The 17,239-nt window shown below is 36.6% G+C and carries 16 protein-coding genes; all 16 read left to right on the top strand.

Annotated elements, in window-relative coordinates:
* Positions 1-38 precede the first annotated feature (38 nt).
* The 16 genes from DHW03_RS16595 (at position 39) to DHW03_RS16520 (ending at position 17,167) form a co-directional block, all read left to right on the top strand.
* Positions 39-1,184 carry a glycosyltransferase family 61 protein gene (locus DHW03_RS16595; RefSeq protein WP_109926964.1) on the top strand — a complete coding sequence of 382 codons (1,146 nt, stop codon included), beginning with the start codon at positions 39-41 and terminating at the stop codon, positions 1,182-1,184.
* The gene (locus DHW03_RS16590) at positions 1,177-2,253 is read left to right on the top strand and encodes an acyltransferase family protein (protein ID WP_109926963.1); all 1,077 of its coding nucleotides are present in this window, start codon (positions 1,177-1,179) and stop codon (positions 2,251-2,253) included. Before DHW03_RS16595 ends, DHW03_RS16590 begins: the two co-directional genes overlap by 8 nt.
* Positions 2,254-2,293: 40 nt before the next feature.
* Positions 2,294-3,262 (top strand): hypothetical protein, encoded by a 969-nt coding sequence (locus DHW03_RS16585; protein ID WP_109926962.1) that lies wholly within the window; start codon positions 2,294-2,296, stop codon positions 3,260-3,262.
* Positions 3,262-4,194 (top strand): glycosyltransferase family 2 protein, encoded by a 933-nt coding sequence (locus DHW03_RS16580; protein ID WP_109926961.1) that lies wholly within the window; start codon positions 3,262-3,264, stop codon positions 4,192-4,194. Before DHW03_RS16585 ends, DHW03_RS16580 begins: the two co-directional genes overlap by 1 nt.
* Positions 4,191-5,330, top strand: coding sequence for a glycosyltransferase family protein (locus tag DHW03_RS16575; RefSeq protein ID WP_109926960.1), 1,140 nt, complete (start codon positions 4,191-4,193; stop codon positions 5,328-5,330). The genes DHW03_RS16580 and DHW03_RS16575 overlap by 4 nt, the downstream gene beginning before the upstream one ends.
* Entirely contained in the window at positions 5,327-6,271 is a 945-nt protein-coding gene (locus tag DHW03_RS16570) for an acyltransferase family protein (RefSeq protein WP_109926959.1), read from the top strand. The genes DHW03_RS16575 and DHW03_RS16570 overlap by 4 nt, the downstream gene beginning before the upstream one ends.
* 83 nt (positions 6,272-6,354) lie before the next feature.
* The gene (locus tag DHW03_RS16565; RefSeq protein ID WP_240618563.1) at positions 6,355-7,245 is read left to right on the top strand and encodes a glycosyltransferase; all 891 of its coding nucleotides are present in this window, start codon (positions 6,355-6,357) and stop codon (positions 7,243-7,245) included.
* 29 nt (positions 7,246-7,274) lie between these two features.
* Positions 7,275-8,294: a glycosyltransferase family 4 protein gene (locus tag DHW03_RS16560; protein WP_109926957.1), complete on the top strand. Its 1,020-nt coding sequence runs from the start codon at positions 7,275-7,277 to the stop codon at positions 8,292-8,294.
* Positions 8,295-8,300: 6 nt separating this feature from the next.
* A complete protein-coding gene (locus DHW03_RS16555; protein WP_109926956.1) occupies positions 8,301-9,164 on the top strand; it encodes an FkbM family methyltransferase in 864 nt (287 codons plus the stop codon).
* Positions 9,161-10,387 carry a glycosyltransferase gene (locus DHW03_RS16550; RefSeq protein ID WP_165825447.1) on the top strand — a complete coding sequence of 409 codons (1,227 nt, stop codon included), beginning with the start codon at positions 9,161-9,163 and terminating at the stop codon, positions 10,385-10,387. The genes DHW03_RS16555 and DHW03_RS16550 overlap by 4 nt, the downstream gene beginning before the upstream one ends.
* Complete coding sequence (locus DHW03_RS16545; RefSeq protein WP_109926954.1) at positions 10,388-11,599, top strand: acyltransferase family protein; 1,212 nt, start codon at positions 10,388-10,390, stop codon at positions 11,597-11,599.
* Entirely contained in the window at positions 11,596-12,876 is a 1,281-nt protein-coding gene (locus DHW03_RS16540) for a glycosyltransferase (RefSeq protein WP_240618562.1), read from the top strand. The genes DHW03_RS16545 and DHW03_RS16540 overlap by 4 nt, the downstream gene beginning before the upstream one ends.
* A 122-nt stretch (positions 12,877-12,998) precedes the next feature.
* Entirely contained in the window at positions 12,999-13,709 is a 711-nt protein-coding gene (locus DHW03_RS16535; RefSeq protein WP_165825446.1) for an FkbM family methyltransferase, read from the top strand.
* Entirely contained in the window at positions 13,709-14,593 is an 885-nt protein-coding gene (locus tag DHW03_RS16530; protein ID WP_109926952.1) for an FkbM family methyltransferase, read from the top strand. The genes DHW03_RS16535 and DHW03_RS16530 overlap by 1 nt, the downstream gene beginning before the upstream one ends.
* Before the next feature lies 1 nt (position 14,594).
* Entirely contained in the window at positions 14,595-15,749 is a 1,155-nt protein-coding gene (locus DHW03_RS16525) for a glycosyltransferase family 4 protein (protein ID WP_109926951.1), read from the top strand.
* A 2-nt stretch (positions 15,750-15,751) separates the two neighbouring features.
* Positions 15,752-17,167 (top strand): exosortase Y-associated Wzy-like protein, encoded by a 1,416-nt coding sequence (locus tag DHW03_RS16520; protein ID WP_109926950.1) that lies wholly within the window; start codon positions 15,752-15,754, stop codon positions 17,165-17,167.
* Positions 17,168-17,239: the final 72 nt, after the last annotated feature.

Raw genomic sequence — 17,239 nt, 5'->3', positions numbered from 1 at the left:
CAAACCCACATTTTTATGGAATGAGATGATTATAACCAATGAATAAAGAAAATTTAAAATTCATATTAAAACAGTTTCCATACATCTATCCGAAGGGTTTTATTCGTTCTGCGAAATTGCACATTGAAAAGTTAATCAATAAGGATAAGCTGTATTCAAAAAATAGATCAGCACAATATTATCTAATTGATGAAGGAGAAACCTACTTTTTGCCGCCACCAAATGGATTGCAGCCACAGTATTTGAGTGGTTTTACCCTAAACCAAGCCTATAAAACCACTGAAAAGTATCTTTTTTTCTTGCCCGACTCATTTATAACTGGAAATGAGGGCATTACGGCAAACAATCGGAATTATATTTACGAAGATTTTGCCCATCATTTTAATATCTCATCCTTAAAGGGGAACCATTTTAATAAGCCTTTTCAAAATTTCTCTTTAAACATTAAACCCCTATCAGGTACCACAGCTTCGCTTCTTTGTCCAGAGCCTGCAAATGTGTACCATTGGTTTTTTGATGTTTTGGCAAGAATTAGATTTTACGAACCCGTAATCGACCAAATTGATCATTTCTTAATTTCGGATGCTGTACCACAAAGCTTTATTGATCTTTTACCTCTATTTTCAATTCCTATAGATAAAATTGTTAGGGTGAAAGGTGATGAGAAACTTCATTTGAAATACCTTTACATCAGTAGTCTTGCCGGCAGCGAAGGGCGAAGCAGTCAGAAAGATTTAGCGTACCTGAACGACAAGCTTAGGATAGCAGCACCGCAGATTGGAACAGAGAAATTTTATTTAAGGAGAGGCAAATCTACTACAAGAGCCATCCTTAATGAAGAGGAGTTGATAGTTATTTTAAAAGCAAATGGCTTTACTATTGTGGATTCGGGCGAACTATCTTTTGAAGAACAGAAAGTTACGTTTAGCCGTGCAGCAATTGTAGTCGCTTTCCACGGCGCATCGCTATTCAATCTATTATTTGTGCCCAAAAACTGTAAAGTATTGGAGTTGTTTTCGCCAGATTATTTTAGAACAGATTGCTATTACAACTTAGCCAGCTTGAAGCAATTACGCTATTGGTACTTAGTTGGTGAAAAGGCTGCAAAAGTAAATTGGGGTGATACGAGCTTTAATCCACACCTGTTTTCTGACCTACTGAAACAAGTCGCCAATAATGAATAAGTTACTAGGAATAGACTTACTAAGAGGATTTGCCGCTTTCTCCGTTTTTTACAGTCACCAACACATCGGTAGCCTAATATCTAAATTTACCGGCCTAAGTTGGTTTACCTCTACCGATTTGATTGGAGCCGTTTACGCCGTTCCATTGTTTTTCCTGCTAAGTGGTTATTGCATTCATTTATCGAGCTTCAAACAAAAAGAGCTTGGCGAACCCTTGCAACTGAAAAAATATTACTTCAATAGGTTTTTAAGAATTTATCCCGCCTATTTATTTGCGTTGCTCTTTTCCGTAATGGTAAACTATGTAAGCTATGATAAAAAGCCATCGCTAGAAGACCTGATTGTCCATTTATTTGTCGGACAAGGATTTAGCTCCACATATTTTAATAGTATTAACCTGGTTTTATGGACGATAACTGTTGAAGCTGCCTTTTACATCATTTACCCAATTTACTATCGCATCAATCAAACGAAAGGAATCAATCAAGCTTTGTTGTTTTCTTTTCTTGTGAGTTTAATTAGCAACTTAATTTGCTTCCTTTTTTTCCGGAATTTATCCATCTCCGTGATTTTTTTCTTTACTAATCTATGGTTTGGGTGGTGTTTTGGTGCTTGGCTATGTGATCAATATCATCGACAACCTGATTTCTTCAAATCGAAAAATTGGATTTTTATAGTTGGGGCTATCCTTTGCTTTTTTGTTCTTTTACAGATTTACCATTTTGATAACGAACTCATTGTACACAATACCATTAACATATTAATTTGGGCTCCCCTATTTATCCTAACCCTTCAATCAGAAAAATTTTTTCAACACTATAAAAAATGGCTCGCCATACCTCTAGCCATTGGCATATCGAGCTACAGTTTGTATTTATTGCACATGCCCTTAATTCTGTTTAAGAATTTTTTAATCCATAAATATCTAAACAACAACTCATATATACTTTTAATGGCTATCGGTACTATTCTTATTCCTTTGGTTTGCTATTTTAGTTATCGAATTATTGAAGTGCCATTTTTCAATCTCAGACGGAAGTATGCTGTTAAACCTCATACAAATGGCTAGGGATTTAAGTTCCTGTTTACAACAAATCTCTTGTGTCTAAATGAATAAGAATGTGCTAAGCATTGCTATGGGCAAGAAACTCTATTTGGATTTAGCGGTAAACCTAGCCCGATCTTTTTGGTATTGGAATGCAAAACAAGACATATCTTTTTATTTGGTTACCGATATGGCACATTTTCTGCCGGCAGACATCAGGGAATTCACCAAAATTATTGAGGTTGAAAATGATGCGCTTGGCAAAGGGTTCACACCAAAACTGTATTTAGATCAACTCGCCCCGGATGGCCAAACCCTTTTTATCGACAGCGATTGCTTGGTATATGGCAATTTAACACCGGTGTTTGAAAAATTCCAGAACCATCAGGTTTCCGTAATTGGAAATTATATTGATACAGGGGAATGGTTTGGAAATATCGATCACATTTGTCGGCAATTTAATGTTTTACGGTTACCAAAATTTAACGGTGGCGTATATTATTTGGAAAATGGCGAGGCCGCTGCACGGGTATATCAAACCGCACGTGAGCTGGAAATGAAATATGATGAAATTGGATTTGTTAGGCTCAGAAACCGACCAAATGACGAAGTGTTGATGGCTTTAGCCATGGCACTTCACAAGCAGGTGCCAATTGCCGAAGATGGGTCCATCATGGCCGAATTTGTGAACTTTAAATCGGGTGTTCGTTCAAACTTATTGGAGGGAAAAGTGATTTTATACAACACGCCAACCCGGAAAAGTTATCAAAAATCTTGGCCTCTCGAAAAAGCCGAGCCCTTAATTGTCCACTACCTCGGGCATTACAACTTATTATATCCATACATCAAAGAAGTGAAAATTTTGCAGTTACTAGCGAAGGGTTATCATCAGCAACTGGCAAAGCTAATTACCCTTTTCGGGGTAAGCACTCCATACTTCATTAAGTTGTGGTTAACCAACATCTTTAGGCCGGTATATAGATTTTTATTTGGATTTAGGGCAGTGGCAAAATCAGAAAGGATTATAGATTAATGGATGTAACCATCATCATTCCAACCTTTAATCGTTTGTGGAGTTTGCCCAAAGCGATAGCTTCATGCTTTGAAAGCCCACTAAAAATTCAAGTTATTGTTGTTGATGATGGAAGTACAGACGGTACATTGGCGTGGTTAAATACTCAACAAAACATTTTGATTGTTCATCAAGAAAATCAAGGTAAAGATCACGCCATCAATAATGTATTTCATCTTGCTCAAGGAAAATACATTCGGTTTTTAGATTCGGACGATTGGTTTTTACCAAACTCTACAACAAAATTGTTTGAAGCGGCAGAATCAACACAAGCTGATGTAGTGGCTGCTGGATATGAAGTTTATGATGAGCATGAAAATTTTATCCGCAAGGGCGATTGGATTGAATGCGATGATTTTATAGCCCAGCAATTGGGAGAATGCGATTCTTCACATTACTCGGCCTACTTATTTAGAAAATCATTTAGTGCAGACATTCCGCATAGACAGGAATTTGGCGCTAGAGACGATCGCCAATTCCTTATTGAGGTTGCTTTAAAACATCCTAAAACCACTTTCATTACGGAAAGAACGCTTGCACACCGCAGCCATACAAAAAATCGCCTGCAAAACATGGATGACACAGCAACAGTGGCAAACAACCTTGCAAGCCTAGAAATTTATAGGCAAGCCTTAAAAGTTTTGGAAGCTAAAAACGAACTCACGCCAAGAAGAATACAAGCAAGTATAAAAATGCTATGGCCACTTGCCCATTGGATTGCTAAACATGACCTACAAAAAGCCACCACTGTGTATAATTGGATAAAAAGTTTAGATCCAAATTTCAGTATGCCAACAAAGGGATTTTTGGGTTTTACGTACCGTACATTAGGCTTTGAATGGACTGAAAAACTATTGCATTTCCGAAGAAAAATGATTAGACAGAAACTGTGAAAATCTTCATTTCCTTTTTACAATCTAAAATACAGCATCCCATTTCAGCTTATGGATTTTGGGAATACTACATAAAAAATGGTATTACAGAAGCTGGCCACGATTGGCTTGAAGCTGAAGATATTGATTGGGCTTATGGGCTAGTTCCACAAAGTGAAGAAAGCTTAGATAATTGGAAATCAGATGCATGGCAAAAAACACTGCATTTTTTAAAAAACAACCCGGTTGATCTTTTTTTAAGTTATCTGTATCCCAATCAAATAGATGAAGAGGCTATAAAAGAGATTAAGAAGATGGGCATTCCCTGCGTTAACTTCTTTTGCGATAACGTAAGAAACTTTCAAAAAATACCAAAAATTTTTGGTGTATTCGATAAAAATTGGGTGCCAGAATATCAAGCGTTGGCCATGTATAAAAAAGCGGGCTTCAACCACATCCATTTACCCATGCCCATGTGGATAGACCCCAAATACAGAAAACCCGGTAATGTAGAAAATGGCAAGGTTTCATTTATTGGATCAAAAGATTTACAACGGCAGTTATTTTTCGAGCAGTTACTGGTTAAATGCCCAAATTTATTAATCGACATATATGGCGCAAATTGGATGGTGGGATCAGAAAAAATATTGGATGCAAAAACTTCTCTTACCGATAAAGCCCTCAATCAAATCGACTTTATACATAAATTTGGAGTAAAAGCTTTCGTAAACAAATTAAAGTCTAGGCAATACATTCCTACGAATAACCATAAACTGAATGGCCTACTGAAGCCGAAACCTAACTTTGAAGAATATATTCAAATCACTAGAGAAAGTAATATCACCCTTGGCATCAACCGTTATCCGAGTTATCAATACCCAATGTTGAATCCAAACCGATACTCAAGGTTAAGAGATATCGAAGCCCCAATGTTAGGCGCATGTTATTTAACCGAGTGGGCAGAAGGATTGGATGAATTGTATGAAATAGGAACGGAAATCGAAGTTTTTAGTAATGAAGAATCGCTTAACGATAAAATAAAAGCGCTTAATGACGATCAAAGCCTAAGAAAGAAATTGAGAATTAATGGGCAGAAGAGAGCGTTACAAGACCACTGTATTCCGAACAGCCTAAATAAATTAATGCAGAGTTTATGATGGTAAGGTCTGACGATCATATTCCGATACTTGACTTCCTAAGAGCTTTTGCAAGCCTAAGCGTGTGCATTGTACACATGAGTTTGGCTACAGACTTGCAGCATTATCCAATCCATAACTTGTTGGCTTATGGACAACAAGGCGTACCAATTTTCTTCGTCATTTCAGGCTTCGTAGTACCATATTCCTTGTGGAATGTTAATTACCAAACCAGCAACTTTTTCAGGTTTATTGAAAAAAGATTGATTAGAATTGGAATACCATTTTCGATCACGGTAATCACATTTGCTATATTTGAACCTCAATTTAGCATCCTGAAGTTCATTTACAACCTATTTTACCTGGTTCCATTTACGAATTCAGAATGGTATTCTTCCGTTTTTTGGACACTTGGTGTAGAATTTCAATTTTATATTTTAATTGGTTTGCTATTTTATTACATCAGAAACGGCAATAAATACATTTTAATGAGCACTCTAATTTTCTTAGGGTTTTTAGGGCCTTGTTTGAAACTGGACGAGCGTTATATGCTGTTGGTGCACAACCTACATTACTTTGTTTTTGGAATGCTGGTGTTGCTAATTAAAAAGAAAAAAATAAGTTTGGTAGAGGGGCATGCAATGTTAGTTATCTTAACACTTTTTCTCTGTTTCAAGGTGGCAATTGTAACTGGCTTAATCGGCTATCTTACTGCTGTGGCCATACTCCACTTAAATTTTAAAATTATTTTCTCCAAATGGCTGGGTAAGATATCCTATTCGCTCTATCTCACCCATATCTTAACCGCCGATCTAATTTTAATTATCTTGAGCAAATTAACCATCAATCCCTATTTGCTTTTCATCATTTTGATTTTAGGCTGCATATTTGGCGCCTCCATGTTTTATATAATTTTTGAAAGAACGGCCTTAAAATGGTCAAAAAAAATTAGTGTCACATGATCCATATTTATTTTAAACCATTGCCTTTAAAAGACAGGTATTTTTTTGGAGATCGGTATCTAATACCATTTCTTAAAAAGTTAATGAAAGGCAAAAGGGTGAGTGGAATAGAAAAAGTGTTCATTAATCTCTGCAAGAGTTTTGATCAAATGGGAATTGCCTACAAAAAGAATCAAAAATTCAGGTCGCTCAAAGCTGAAGACAAGGTGATTGTTTTGGGCATTGGTAAAGATATTCTTAACGCATATCAGCAGCCAAACCAAATTATTGCAGGAATTGCTTTAGTTAGCCACCCGTCGGAGTGGACAACAATGCTCGAAGATTATCCAATAGCTAAATATTTACAGCATTCTGCATGGGCAGAAGCGATTTACATTTCATACTATGGCCAAAAAGTTTGCGACGTTTGGTTTGCGGGTATTGAGACTGAAAAATGGAAACCACCAGTAAACGAAAATAAAGCGTTTGACTTTTTGATATACAATAAAATCAAATCGAAATATGATGCGGATCTGCTTATGCCCATCAAAAACCAGCTGGAAGCACAGGGATATACATTTAAGGAAATCATTTACGGCCATTACAAAGAGAAAGAATATTTCAATTTATTGAGTGATTGTAAAGCCATGATCTATTTGTCTGAACATGAAAGCCAAGGTTTTGCTTACCAAGAAGCCATGTCTATGAATGTTCCTATTTTAGCTTGGAATCAAGGCTATTGGCTTGATCCAAATCTGGGCAAATGGAATAACAACATGCCAATCCCTGCATCATCGGTACCTTATTTCAATGCGTATTGTGGGGAAACATTTGTCGATTTTGCAGCTTTTAAAGATAAACTCCCCCTGTTTTTATCTCGTATGGTAGGCGGCAAATATCAGCCACGGCAGTATGTTATTGAAAATCTTTCACTCGCCAAAAGTGCTAAAAGAATGCTCCAAATTATAGATGAAGTTTACGAAACTGAAGTGTAGTATGTCCAACTTAATTCGCCTTTAGCTTCATGCGCATTGCGATAACAGCTGATCCATTTATTCCAGTCCCTCCTCAAAACTATGGAGGCATAGAACGTATGATTCACTTTTTAGTGGAGGGTTTAATTGAGGCTGGGCATGAAGTTATTTTGGTTGCGCATCAAGATTCCATAACCAAAGCTGAATTGTTAAGTTATCCAGCCAATCAGCAAGGGATGATCGCACACCTAAAAAACATCCAAACCATAAGGCAGTTAAAAAAATGGAAACCAGATGTGATTCATAGTTTCAGTAGGCTTGCATACTTAATGCCATTTTTGCGAACAGACATCCCCAAAATCATGTCATACCAAAGAGAGCCGACCATTTCTCAAATAAAAAAAGCCGTTTATTTATCCAAGAGAAATACCTTGTTCTTTACTGGATGTAGTCACTACATTAATCAAAAGATTTTGCCCTATGCAAGTACGCAAACCATTTATAATGGCATTGACCTTAGCATCTATCAGTTTCAAAAAGAAGTGGCTGCTGATGCCCCATTGATGTTTTTAGGGAGGATAGAGCCTATAAAAGGCGCGCATGAGGCCGTAAAAGTTGCATTGGCAACCAATAGGAGGCTCATCATCGCGGGTAATGTTACCAACGAACACCAAAATTATTTTGACGAACAAATTCGACCTTATTTAGGTCAACAGATTGAATATGTTGGAGCGGTAAATGATGTTCAAAAAAATAAATTACTGGGCACTTGTTCGGCATTGCTGATGCCCATTGGCTGGAACGAACCCTTTGGCATTGTTATGGCTGAAGCACTTGCCTGCGGCACACCCGTAATTGGCTACCCTAAAGGTGCCGTAGCAGAAGTTATTGAACATGGCCAAAATGGCTTTCTAGTAAATAATTACACGGAGTTATGTGATGCAGTTGGTAAGCTGAAAGAAATATCCAGACACGAAGTAAGGGCAAGGGCAGAGAAAAATTTTTCGAGTGAAAAAATTGTAAGAGATTACATTTCATACTATTCAAAATGTATCGCCTATAAATCTTGATGAAGTATGTTTAAATCCCTTAAAAATTTATACCAAAACGAATACAACAAGAAACATGTTTTTTTCGCCTTCTGCCGTTTTGTAGGGTGGAAAACCATTCGCTTGCTCGGATTGAATCAAGTAAAGTATTCACTTTGGGGCGATAGGAAAATTTTATTGGATGGAAGATCTTTCCATAGCATGTGGCTGATGTACAATTATATCGTAGATTGGGAGGAGTTTAATTTGATTCAAGATTACTTAAAACCAGCTGATACCGTTTTGGATATTGGCACCAACATGGGCTATTACACGGTTTGGATTTCGAAATTTATAGGCGAAAAAGGCGAAATACATTGTTTTGAGCCAGACGCTTCCAACTTCGACAAACTTAAACGTAACATTCAATTGAATCATCTCGAAAAAATTGCAAGGCTTAACAACACGGCCTTATCCAATATGGAGGGTTTGGTATCATTTACACAAGGTCTTGACGGCCGAAACCACATTAATTTAAACAACTCAACCCAAAGTATTCCAGTAAAAGCTAAAAAGCTGGATGACTATGCAAGGGAAAACAACATTCAGCACATTAGCTATGCCAAAATTGATGTGGAGGGCTTTGAATTTAGTGTATTACAAGGTGCAGAACAGCTATTGAACGAGAAAAGAATTGATATTTTACAACTCGAAATTAACATTACCTTAGAAAACTCAAACCACGACGTACATGATATTCTAGAACTTTTACGTCAGCACGATTATAGGCTTTGTGCTTATCATGTGGATCGCAAAAGTTTACATCCGATAAGCTACACAGCCAACAGAGAAAATTACTTTGCTGTACATAACTTAGATTTCGTAAATCAAAGATTATCCTCCAATCCTTGAAACCAACTAAAATAGTTTTAATAACTTCTGGACAACCAGCTACCAATCCGCGTTTGGTAAAAGAAGCTGATGCACTTACCGAAGCAGGCTATGAGGTGGTTGTACTTTATCAATATTACAGCCATTGGGCTACCGAACTCGATAAGGTACTTTTGAAAACAAAAAGATGGAAAGCGATAAAGGTGGGTGGAGATCCTAATCAAGATAAAATAGCCTATTTCAAATCGAAAATTGCGCATAAAATTTCAAAAGCGCTATCAGCACAGCTGGGTTTTAGATGGGGGTTGCCCCTATCAGCCATTGGTAGAGCAACACCATCGTTAATTGCAGAAGCAAAAAATATTAAGGCCGATTTATACATTGCACATAACTTAGCGGCGTTGCCAGCAGCGGTAATTGCCGCCAAAAAACACCATGCAAAATGTGGTTTTGATGCAGAAGATTTCCATCGAAATGAGGTAGCTGATGGACAAGATCGTTTTGATGTTAAGCTTAAAACGGAAATAGAAAATCGTTTTCTAAACAAACTTGATTATTTAACGACCTCCAGCGACCAAATCGGTCTTGCCTATCAATCCATTTATCCGAAATTAAACCCGATAACCATTCTAAATGTCTTTCCCACAACCCAATACACACCAAATAAAATTGGGAATGGATTAAAATTATTTTGGTTTTCGCAAACGGTTGGTGCGGGTAGAGGCCTAGAAGACGTGATTAAGGCCCTTGCTCAACTGAAAGATCTGGATATCGAACTGCATCTACTTGGAAACGCCGACGAGCAAAGCCAATCCTCAATCAAAGTAACTGGAGAAAAATTAGGCCTCCATGACCGTAAAATAATTTTTCATTCGCCCATCCCACCTGATGATATTGTGAGATTTGCCAGCGCTTTTGATATTGGCTTGGCCACAGAAATTGGAATACCCAGAAACAGAGATTTGTGCTTAACCAACAAACTATTTACTTATCTAAATGCGGGTTTAGCCGTCATCGCAACAGATACATCGGCACAAAAAGCATTTATGGAAAAATACCCGCAAATAGGCAGCGTTTATCCAATTGGTAATCTTGAAGCTTTAATAAACATCATCAGCAATTACTATCATGATAGAACACGTTTAGAAGAAGCTCAATTCAATTCACTTTCTTTAGCCAACCAAACATTAAATTGGGAAAACGAGAAATCCAAATTTTTACTTATAGTTAAAAACGTTTTATAGTTGAAAAATACATCGAAAAATGTTCATTTGGAGGTCATCCGCGGAATGGCGGCATTCTTGGTCGTGATTGGACATTTAATCAACAAGTTCCCAGAAATATCCAAACACAAAAATCACTTCACTAATTTAATTGGAAACTGGGCAACAGAATCGGTGCTCATATTCTTTGTACTATCAGGCATTGTAATTCATTCATCCGTTGAGGCAAAGCATAAATCGGCCAAACAGTTTTTAATAGATCGGTTTATACGCATCAATCCAATACTTTTCATCGCCGTAATGGTAAGTATTTTATTGGAAATTTATATGTTTAACAACGTTCCATCCACAAGCATGATTATTGGAAACTTAATACCTGTGAGCACCATGCAAGGCTGCTTGTTAGATGTATTTTGGAACAGCAATCCGGTAATTTGGAGTTTAAGTTTCGAGATGTTCTTCTATGTTATATTTGCACTTTTTGTAATCAGAAAAGATCACATTCACAATCGAAATGTAGCCATCTGGTTTCTTCTTGGACTTTTTTGCATTTATTTCTATTACCATCCGATTTCTGAAAGCATCATCTTGAACTATCTCCTATTGATGCTTGCTTACTCGCCAGTGTGGATTATTGGCTTTTACATTTGGAAATATAGAAATACCATTCGGACTAACTATACGCTGGCCATGCTCGCCCTTTGTTGTTTACCAATTGTTTCGCGAGCCCATTTTACCGACAACTACTACGACCCGATACGGAACGTCTTATTTGCCCTATGTAGCGTACCGCTATTTCTGTTTTTAGTTCAGCATAAAAAGGGGCAACATTTCACTAATTTCCTATCGAATTACTTAGGTATTTTTTTAATTTCGATTACCTATTTGCTCAGTTTGTTATTTATTTTTAACGATTTCACCTATCCTTTAACAAGTAGAATTTTATACATCTGTTTACCCATTGCCATCCTTTTTATCGTACCATTTAAAAAATTAATTTATAGATTTTATACATTTATATTACTGAAACCATTCAAATACATCGGCCTTCTATCCTATAGTATTTATTTATTTCACAACCCAATTTTGATTATACTGGCTAAACTTACCGCCATTCCACTCCTGCTGAGAATTGCTATATTCGTTGTAATCACATTTGGAATAGCGTTTTTATTAGAAAAGAAATTACAGCCGGCACTAAATCGGTTATTAAAGCCCAAACCAATCCATTGAAAAAGGTACTGATTATTTCTCCTCATTTTCCGCCAAGTAATGCGGCAGATATGCATAGAATTAGAATGAGTTTACCTTATTTTAAAGAATATGATTATGAAGTTGAAGTAGTTACCGTTTATCAAAAGTATTACCAATCAACTCAAGACCCCTTGCTGCTGCAATCTGTTCCAATCGGGATCAAGATTCATCAAGTAAAGGCCTTTTCAAAAAAGTGGACCACTAAAATAGGTTTGGGTAGTTTAGCCCTTCGATCGTTATATTTCTACAAGGCCTATGTAAATAAGCTTTTAAAGCAAACCAAATTTGATCTGATTTATTTTTCTACCACAGAATTTCCGCTTTGTATTTTAGGCGCCTATTGGAAAAAGAAATTTGGCATACCGTATGTTATTGACATGCAAGACCCTTGGTATTCTGACTATTACGAGAGCAAGCCAAAGGCAGAACGACCAAAGAAATATTGGCTTTCTTACAGAATGCATAAATTTTTAGAGCCCATCGCAATGAAGGGCGTATCGGGCATCATTAGCGTTTCAGAAAATTACATTACCAATTTAAGGGCAAGATATCCACATCTAAATTCCATACCTAATGAGGTGATTACATTCGGTGCGTCGGAGGTGGATTTTGAGATTGCCAAACAAAATACAGATCAGCTTAAACTATTCTACAAACTAGAGCAAGATTTAATCAATCTGGTATATGTGGGTAGAGGTGGCTACGATATGGATAAATCCCTCAAGATTCTGTTTTCAACTTTCAAAAAAGGCTTAGACGCAAATGAAAATTTATTCAAAAAACTTCGATTTTATTTTATTGGAACAAGTTATGCACCAAGTGGTGAGGGTAATGAAACCATTGCGCCAATTGCAAAAGCACTCGGCGTTGATTCCTATGTTACTGAAATAACAAATAGAATTGGTTTTTACGAAAGCATCAAAAATTTAGAATCTGCTGATGGCTTAATCATTATTGGCTCGAATGAAGCCGCATACACTGCATCAAAATTATCGCCTTATGTGCTTGCCAAACGACCACTTTTGGCAATTTTTAATGCGAAAAGCAGTATTGTAAAAACGATACGCACATGTGCTGCAGGAGATTTAATGCTGCATGATGAAGACCCAAACCTGAGCTACAATATTTTTAAAGAATACCTAATCAAAGTTGAAAGCAATTTATCGCCAAATACCAATTGGGAAGCATTTGAGCCTTACACAGCACCCTATCTGACCCAAAGGCAAACCGATTTTTTTGATAAAATCATTTCATAAAGCAAGAGTTAATGATTCAAAAATCCCTCCTAACAAAAATATTGAGACGACCATCCTTCATAGGGCAATATCGGCTGTTTAATTATTTATTTGTTAGGCAAAAGTTAAACATAGGCAACCAAATGGCCACCCCACTAAATGGCAATTTCAAAATCAATTGCGATACCTCAACGTGGATTGGTGCAAAAATTAGGTTTACAGGAGATTATGAGCCCGAACTGAAATCGGTTTTTAAAGCTTATATCAAGAAAGGTGATACAGTTATAGATGTAGGTGCTAACATTGGTTTTCACACCTTATATTTTGCGGAATTGACAGGAAATACGGGTAAAGTGATTGCTTTCGAGCCTGTTCAGTACAATTTCAAATCCTTGCTAAACAACATCAGCTTGAACAAGTTTGCGAACATTCACCCGCATAACGTAGCCTTAAGCAATAAGGCAGAAGAAATTAGCATTCACATTAATGAAGATAGCGTTAACCCTGGTGCTTTTAACCTTTTTGAAACGGGTAAAGGAACAGTGGTAAAGTGCGAAGTAGGTGATGACGTGCTCAACAATGAACATGTTAACTTTATCAAGATTGATGTAGAGGGATACGAGAGTTTCGTAATTGAGGGGCTAAAACAAACCATCAAAAAACATAAGCCTTACCTTATCTTCGAATTCGACCGCAATTACCAACAAAAAACTGGACTTCCTCCATCTCATATTTTTGACATTTTAACACCATTGGGCTATTCTTTTTTTGCGGTAACGAACAAAGGATTAGTTGAGTTTGATTTGAAAAAAGTTAAATCGTGCAATGTTTTTGCCAAGCCAAATCTATTTTAATGATTACTTCGATAAAAAGAACATTCACCTTCATTAATCAACATCCCTTAGCACAAAGACATCTGTTAAAAGCATACAGTAAATTTTTGTGGTGGCAAATTAAATCAAGAACATCCAAAAATTTGATAGAGGTGCCTTTTCTGGAGGCCACAAAGTTCTTTGCCAAAAAAGGCTTAACCGGAATTACAGGAAATATTTATACGGGCTTACATGAGTTTGAGGACATGTCTTTTTTAATTCACTTCCTTCGTTCGGAAGATGTATTTTTTGATGTTGGCGCCAACGTCGGTTCTTACACCATTCTGGCTTCTGGCATAAAAAGAGCTAAGACAGTTGCTTTTGAACCGATAAAAATAACCTATGATATTTTAAAAGAAAACGTAAAACTGAACCATTTACAAGATTTGGTTATATGTAAAAACAACGCGGTTGGTAGCGAAGAAAGAGATTTATATTTCACTAATAATGAGGATACTACCAACCATATGGTGGTTTCCCCCAGCAACCATGTAAGTGTGGTAAACATGCTAACCCTAAATTCATTGCACCCAGCCCATCAGCCTAAACTTATAAAAATTGACGTTGAAGGTTATGAAACTGAAGTGATTAATGGTGCATCGCAACTATTAGAAGATGATAACTTAAAGGCCATAATTATAGAATTAAATGGTAGCGGGGCAAGATATGGCTACAACGAAAAAAACTTGCATAAGCATTTAACAGATCATTTGTTTTTCCCCTATCGGTATCTTCCTTTTAAAAGAGAATTGCTTCCTTTAAATTCATATGGGGGATATAATACTATCTACATCAAAGATTTGAATTTTGTGCAGGAACGCTTGCTTACTTCCGATTCGTTTCACATTTTTGATGAGTCTATCTGATATGAAAAGACTTGCCATTATCACCACACATCCAATTCAATATTATGCCCCAGTATTTAAGTTATTGGCAAAAGCGATAACATTAAAGGTTTTTTACACCGGAGGCGAACAATTAATTAATCAGTTTGATAGGGGTTTTAATAAAAAAATTGAATGGGACCTTCCCTTGTTAGATGGTTACGATTATCAGTTTTTAGAAAACAGTTCGGCCGATGCTGGCACACACCATTTCAAGGGAATAGTAAATCCAAAAGGAATCCAACGTATAAACGAGTTTAAGCCCAATGCAATCCTAATTTATGGTTGGGCTTTTAGTAGTCACCTAAAAATAATTAGATTTTTTAGCGGTAAAATTCCACTATATTTTAGAGGAGATTCTACGCTGATGGATGATAAACCTACCATTAGAACACTTTTAAAAAGAGTTTTTCTAACGTGGGTATATCGGCATATTGATGTTGCCTTTTATGTGGGCGAGAAAAATAGGGCTTATTTCGAACACTTTGGTCTTGCAAATCGACAGTTAATATTTGCACCTCATGCAATTGATAATGATAGATTTAGCAACGACGAGACCGATGCGCTTGCAGTGCGGAAACAGTTCAAACTCAATAATGATGACGTGTTGATTTTGTTTGCGGGTAAATTAGAAGCGAAAAAGAATCCAGCGTTATTGTTAAATACATTTTTTGATTTGAATTTATCTAAGGCACACCTGTTATTTGTTGGAAACGGACCGTTAGAAAGTAAACTAAAAGCTGAAATTGAGGGTCATAAAGCAAAAGATAACCGAGTTCATTTTATGGATTTTCAAAACCAAACCCAAATGCCAGCAATTTATCAATCCTGCGATTTATTCTGTTTACCATCCAAAGGCCCAGGAGAAACTTGGGGGTTGGCCGTTAATGAGGCTATGGCAGCAGGTAAAGCGATTTTAATATCGGATAAAGTTGGTTGCAGTACAGATTTACTAAAACCTGGCCTAAATGGAGAAATTTTTAATACTGAAAAGGCCGAGGATTTTAGAAATAAATTGATTAATATGTTGGGTGATAAAACGAGGCTTGTTCATTACGGAGAAGCTTCAAAAAAAATAATACAAGATTGGTCTTTCGAAAAGCAAGTAAATTCTTTTCTAGAGGTTTTTAATTCATAAGCATGCAACCCAAAAACCCGCTTCAAACTATATTAATTCTATATATCCCAGTCCTTTTTTCCTATTTTTTGGTAAGCAGTCCGGTTATATCTTACTTTATAGCATGGGCTGGCTCTCTATTTATTTTTTACATTACATGGTTTTCGCCTGCTGCATATTTTGATCATACGGTTCCGATTTACAAGCAAATTATGCGACCAATTTTTCTAACGCAATTTATTTTTGCTGGTTTTATGTGCAGTACTTCTATTTTCTATTTTTTGGATCATTTGGGTTATCGCTACTTAACCGAACTAAATTATGGTGCACAATTCAAAGAAAGTGAACAAACCGATTTTATTGCCACAGCACAACGCTTAAGTTTGCTTGCACACGCAGCCATTACAACTGGTTTAATACTCGCCATGAATTTAGGAAAGCAAAAGGCTAAGTACGTTCAAGCATTTCAAAATAACGATTTTTTAATTTGGCTTGGCATTATCGTGTTTGGAATTGGGTCTGTTTGTCAACAAATATCTGGTTTAAGCCAAATTGCCATACCACTAACCACCGTCGGCATTTCCTGTGCGGCTGTACTTTTCGTAAAAGGTGTCCTTTTCAAAAACGTAAATTATCTAGGTATAGGGGCAACAATTTTTATCCTAAATTTTATACACGCCTCACTATCAGGCTATAAAGAACCAATAATCATCAACATAATCGTGCTGGCCTGTGTTTTTTTCCCTTATTATAAAAAAACAATTATGTACCTCGCATTGCCTGTGGGTTATGTTTTACTTTACTTTTTACCCACGTACAATAATACCGTACGTCAAAGTTGGAATGGAGAAATTAGTGCAGAAGAAGCACAATCGCAAGCCTTCGAAACGCTCAATGTAAATAACGAGGAAGAAATTGAAGATACCAATTGGGGCTTTCTTACTGGCCGTTTGAGTGAGATTGGGATGTTTACAAGATTTATAGATTTTGTTCCCGAGCATCACGATTTTTATGGATGGCAGATTATCAATGATTCTTTTGAGGCTTTGATTCCGCGTGCCATTTGGCCCGAAAAACCCAATATGGAAACCGTATCCATGCAACGGGTTTATGATGCTGGAGTAGCCTATAAAATGTCATCTGTATCAGCCAAAACCCGTCCTGTTGTAGATGCTTATCTCAGTTTTGGAATTCCAGGTGTGTTTTTTTGTATGCTGATTTATGGGCTAATCACCCAATACCTTTGCAATGTGGCCGAAAAAATGTTCGGTGGATATGAACTGGGCTGTGTAATCATTTTTAATAGTATTTTTCAAACCCTGTGGCGAGGAAACAACTTCGAATTTATGATCAACAACATTTTTTATGGCTTTTTAATTATGTGGGGGCTATTTTATTTATTAAAAACATTGAAGGTACTAAAACCTGTATATGATTAAATTGAATGAGCGATGGTTTATTATAGCATTATAAATGCAACAATTTGCCCACAAATATTACCATTGAAAAAT

Origin of the sequence: Pedobacter yonginensis (assembly GCF_003173595.1) — a bacterium.
Classification (GTDB): Bacteria; Bacteroidota; Bacteroidia; order Sphingobacteriales; family Sphingobacteriaceae; genus Pedobacter; species Pedobacter yonginense.
Note: the sequence above shows the minus strand (reverse complement) of the source record. Positions and strands in the feature narration are given on the sequence as shown.

What these genes read in the sequence shown, in the direction of transcription:
- DHW03_RS16595 (WP_109926964.1), top strand. Translation starts at nt 39, where the DNA reads ATGAATAAAGAAAATTTAAAATTCATATTAAAACAGTTTCCATACATC.
- DHW03_RS16590 (WP_109926963.1), top strand. Translation starts at nt 1,177, where the DNA reads ATGAATAAGTTACTAGGAATAGACTTACTAAGAGGATTTGCCGCTTTC.
- DHW03_RS16585 (WP_109926962.1), top strand. Translation starts at nt 2,294, where the DNA reads ATGAATAAGAATGTGCTAAGCATTGCTATGGGCAAGAAACTCTATTTG.
- DHW03_RS16580 (WP_109926961.1), top strand. Translation starts at nt 3,262, where the DNA reads ATGGATGTAACCATCATCATTCCAACCTTTAATCGTTTGTGGAGTTTG.
- DHW03_RS16570 (WP_109926959.1), top strand. Translation starts at nt 5,327, where the DNA reads ATGATGGTAAGGTCTGACGATCATATTCCGATACTTGACTTCCTAAGA.
- DHW03_RS16565 (WP_240618563.1), top strand. Translation starts at nt 6,355, where the DNA reads ATGAAAGGCAAAAGGGTGAGTGGAATAGAAAAAGTGTTCATTAATCTC.
- DHW03_RS16560 (WP_109926957.1), top strand. Translation starts at nt 7,275, where the DNA reads ATGCGCATTGCGATAACAGCTGATCCATTTATTCCAGTCCCTCCTCAA.
- DHW03_RS16555 (WP_109926956.1), top strand. Translation starts at nt 8,301, where the DNA reads ATGTTTAAATCCCTTAAAAATTTATACCAAAACGAATACAACAAGAAA.
- DHW03_RS16535 (WP_165825446.1), top strand. Translation starts at nt 12,999, where the DNA reads ATGGCCACCCCACTAAATGGCAATTTCAAAATCAATTGCGATACCTCA.
- DHW03_RS16530 (WP_109926952.1), top strand. Translation starts at nt 13,709, where the DNA reads ATGATTACTTCGATAAAAAGAACATTCACCTTCATTAATCAACATCCC.
- DHW03_RS16525 (WP_109926951.1), top strand. Translation starts at nt 14,595, where the DNA reads ATGAAAAGACTTGCCATTATCACCACACATCCAATTCAATATTATGCC.
- DHW03_RS16520 (WP_109926950.1), top strand. Translation starts at nt 15,752, where the DNA reads ATGCAACCCAAAAACCCGCTTCAAACTATATTAATTCTATATATCCCA.